3 protein-coding genes are annotated in these 3,442 nt (G+C 46.5%); 2 read left to right on the forward strand and 1 reads right to left on the reverse strand.

All coding sequences use genetic code 11. The annotated features are described in order from the left end of the window. On the forward strand, window positions 1–382 hold a 382-nt coding region (locus tag LDL35_RS15005), incomplete at its 5' end, for a hypothetical protein (RefSeq protein WP_304023977.1). Window positions 383–462: 80 nt separating this feature from the next. Here LDL35_RS15005 and LDL35_RS15010 read toward each other — a convergent pair. Then, window positions 463–2,853 carry a transporter substrate-binding domain-containing protein gene (locus LDL35_RS15010; protein WP_304023980.1) on the reverse strand — a complete coding sequence of 797 codons (2,391 nt, stop codon included), beginning with the start codon at window positions 2,851–2,853 and terminating at the stop codon, window positions 463–465. A gap of 311 nt (window positions 2,854–3,164) precedes the next feature. Here LDL35_RS15010 and LDL35_RS15015 point away from each other — a divergent pair. After that, a partial coding sequence (locus tag LDL35_RS15015) for an amidohydrolase family protein (RefSeq protein ID WP_304023983.1) occupies window positions 3,165–3,442 on the forward strand: 278 nt, incomplete at its 3' end.

Consider the following 3,442-nt stretch of genomic DNA (forward strand, 5'->3'; position numbering starts at 1 on the left):
CGGGACCCATTCCTGGATCACTGAATTTCGGGACATTGCAACTATTGATGAACCAAAAGTGTATCATGAACTTATTCTGAATCTTGAGGGAGTGCGCAAATACCAGGCGTTCTTTACCATTGGTGAGCGGTTGCTTACGATGTCCACATCTGGTTCCAGGCCGGATAAATCGTTCATATACAAGCTTCTCCGTGATACCGGCGGGGATATCTACCAGGTTTTTACTCTTCTGGATTTATTTACCAGGGTAGCGGATGATGCTGATTATGTTCATCTTCTGGACATTGTGCTGCAAATGGAACCGGATATCGCACGAAAAACCGTGATACGGAAAGAGATGGAGGGATTTCTCGGACCACAGCCTCCATTTGACTATGTATAGGTATAATCAGGAGTATCTATTAAACGAAATGACGGAAAAAACTTTCCACATCTTTCTTTTCTGTCACGGGCAGTAATCACCTATGTATCATCTCCATGAATCTTCACAAACAGGGAGATTTCTCTCCCTTCTTTAGTAATATATCCATTGGCGAAGATATTCCCCCCATTATCCAGATGGACACCATACAGCAATCCTGATCCAAATGCCTCAAAAGTCATCACCCCGTGCTCTCCAAAGGACAGATCAGGCCGGCCATCAGGAGTATACCGGAGAAGAACCGGATATCGTTCCCCATGCACCTCGGTTGTCCCTGCTATGATTATCCTCCCGTCATTCAAAATCTCCTGCCCCCAGGCATAATCATATCCAGGGCCATGATAGATAACAATGCCACCATCTCCAAATGCAGCGTCAGGAACCCCCTGACTTGTATACTTGAGAAGAATGATATCATAAGAGCCATCCTGGTCTGCTACTGCTCCGGTGACCAGAATCTCGCCGTCCGGTGTTATACTGACCCAGGTTCCATAATCCGGACCACATGCCTCTCCCTGATAGAAGACTGTCCCATTTATCCCGAATGATTCATCAAGCGATCCGTCCTTCAAAAGCCGGACCGTTACGATTGAACTGTTGGTATCTCCTTTTCGGACTGCTCCACCGGTCATGACCGCATGTTCCTCAGCATCCAGGGCAATCCCAAATCCATACCGGTCACCTTCGCCAGAGATATTGAGCACAAAAAGCCCGTTATCAGCAAATTCCGGATCCGGTACTCCATCCGGAGTGAGGCGTATGGCAATCATCTCTTTATGAATGCTTGAGTTCATCTCACCGGTGATCAGAATATTTCCGTCATTTTGGACGACGATTCCACGAGCAGAATCTGTTCCATTCCCTGGCCCTGCATATCTGAATACCCCGTCCTCTCCAAATGTCATATCCAGCTCTCCATCTGGGGAATATCGGAGGACCAGAATGTCAGGGTCATGACCATTATGCTCCCTTCCGGCGACCAGGATTCTCCCTTCATTGTCATGGACAACCCCGAATGCATAATCATCCTTTCCCGCACTGCCAGCCCAGGTGACCATCCCGTTTTTACCAAATGATGGATCTCTCCTTCCATCAGGAAGATACCGGAGAAGGAGGATATCCTTTTGCATGGAGGTATTTGTTGTCCCACACAGGACCATATTCCCATCCGGCAATACCTCAATCTCAATGCTCCGGTCCTGCTCTCCACCAGGTGACTGCCAAAGATAGGCACAGGACATATATCGCCCGCTGACAACCACATACTCCTGCCCGTCACTTCCGGTTACGAGCCGGTAATAAGCTTTTTTAGGATAAATCCCATTTCTGGCCGGATGAGTGTAGACATAATGAACCCAGCCGCTCCCATTCGCTCTGGCACCACTGAATATCTCGTCATGATACCGTTTCCCGGTGATATCCGTCTTTCCTAAAGATGTTGTTCCGACGAGGAATGGATCAGCAGCATGGGCAACTACTGTTCCTGTTGAATCATAGACAAAGACATAAAGGCCAGGGTTATCAGGATCTTTATATGGGGCATCTCCTGAATTAATCCGGATAATCGTATCAGGTGTATTCGTGCTGATTGCATCACAGGTCAGGTTTACCAGATCGGTGACCATCTGCGGGGTGATGTCAGCCTCATGACACTCAACCGGGATATATCGGTAGAGGATCTGTGCATACTCAGACACCCCTGATCCGGGCTGGATTTGCCGCATTTCCCATATGGTCTGATTTACTGCAGATACAAATGCCGGATCAGTGGCCGGATGAAAGGCAATATACTCATCGACGGTTGCAATCTCCATGAACGGGGTGAATAACTCCGGGTTTTCTGCATACCGGTTAATCATCCGTCTTCCGGCTATTTCCCCATAACTCCATACATCAGCCGTTCCATTCTCAACCATGGCAACCGCCTGCTCTGGAGTGTCAGCAACGATGATCTGATCAGGATCTGCACCGGCATCAATTGCAAGTTGGAGGCTGCTGTCATTCCTGATTGCCGCTATCCGGTACGATGTGATGTCTGCGGACGTGAAATGAGTGTCATGACCAGCAACACCAAACAGGACTTTTTTATCAGTATTCAGAGGGCCTGCCCATGCAAACAGAGATTCACGTTCTGGTATCCGGGCGGTGGTGAAAAGAAGAGTATTATTCCGTGACAGGGTGGTCTCATACGCTTCAGCCCAGGAACGGGTGTGAAAGGATTCACGGGAGATATTCAGATCCATATGTTGGAAGGCTGATTCAATTATATCAACGGAAATCCCCTTTAACTGGTTGTCTTCAAGGTAGTTGTACGGGGCATACTCCTCGGTCAGGATGAGAAGGTCAGAAGGGACAGGAACTGCCGCGATACCGATGAATGGAATTATATTTAAAATGAGGAGAACAAAAAGGAGAGTTTTTTTCGTATGCATACCAGAATATTCATCTGTATTCATATATAGGATTCTGCAGCATCAACTTTCATTGAGCCGGAACAAAGAGTAAAAAATTAAAACGCCCTATGATCCATGAGAACATTTCCCCTGATAGGTCCGCTAGAGACATGAATTACAAAGAATTCCCAGATATAAATAAAAATTTCTCAATTCTCATCACGAATGGACTTACGAGTGAAGGAAAGAGGGACATTTTAATCAACCATTCCGGCATTATCGAAGACATTGGGAAAGACCTTTCTAATTCGTATAAAAATGAGGCAGAAATAGAGATAAACGCCGAAAATATGAGTGTTTCGCCGGGGTTTGTGAATCTCCATACCCATGCATCAATGACCCTTCTCAGGGGATATGCAGATGATATGTGTTTTAGCCAATGGCTGAATGAGAAAATTATTCCTGTCGAGGGAAAAGTAACTCCAAGAGATGTATATAACGGGACAAGACTTGCATGTCTTGAGATGATCCGCTCCGGAACCACTACATTTCATGACATGTATTTTTTTACAACCGAATCAGCACGGGCTGCACATGACATGCACATGAGGGCAGTTATATCTTTTGG

The sequence above is a fragment of the Methanospirillum hungatei genome (assembly GCF_020216685.1).
In the GTDB taxonomy this organism is placed as follows: domain Archaea; phylum Halobacteriota; class Methanomicrobia; order Methanomicrobiales; family Methanospirillaceae; genus Methanospirillum; species Methanospirillum hungatei_B.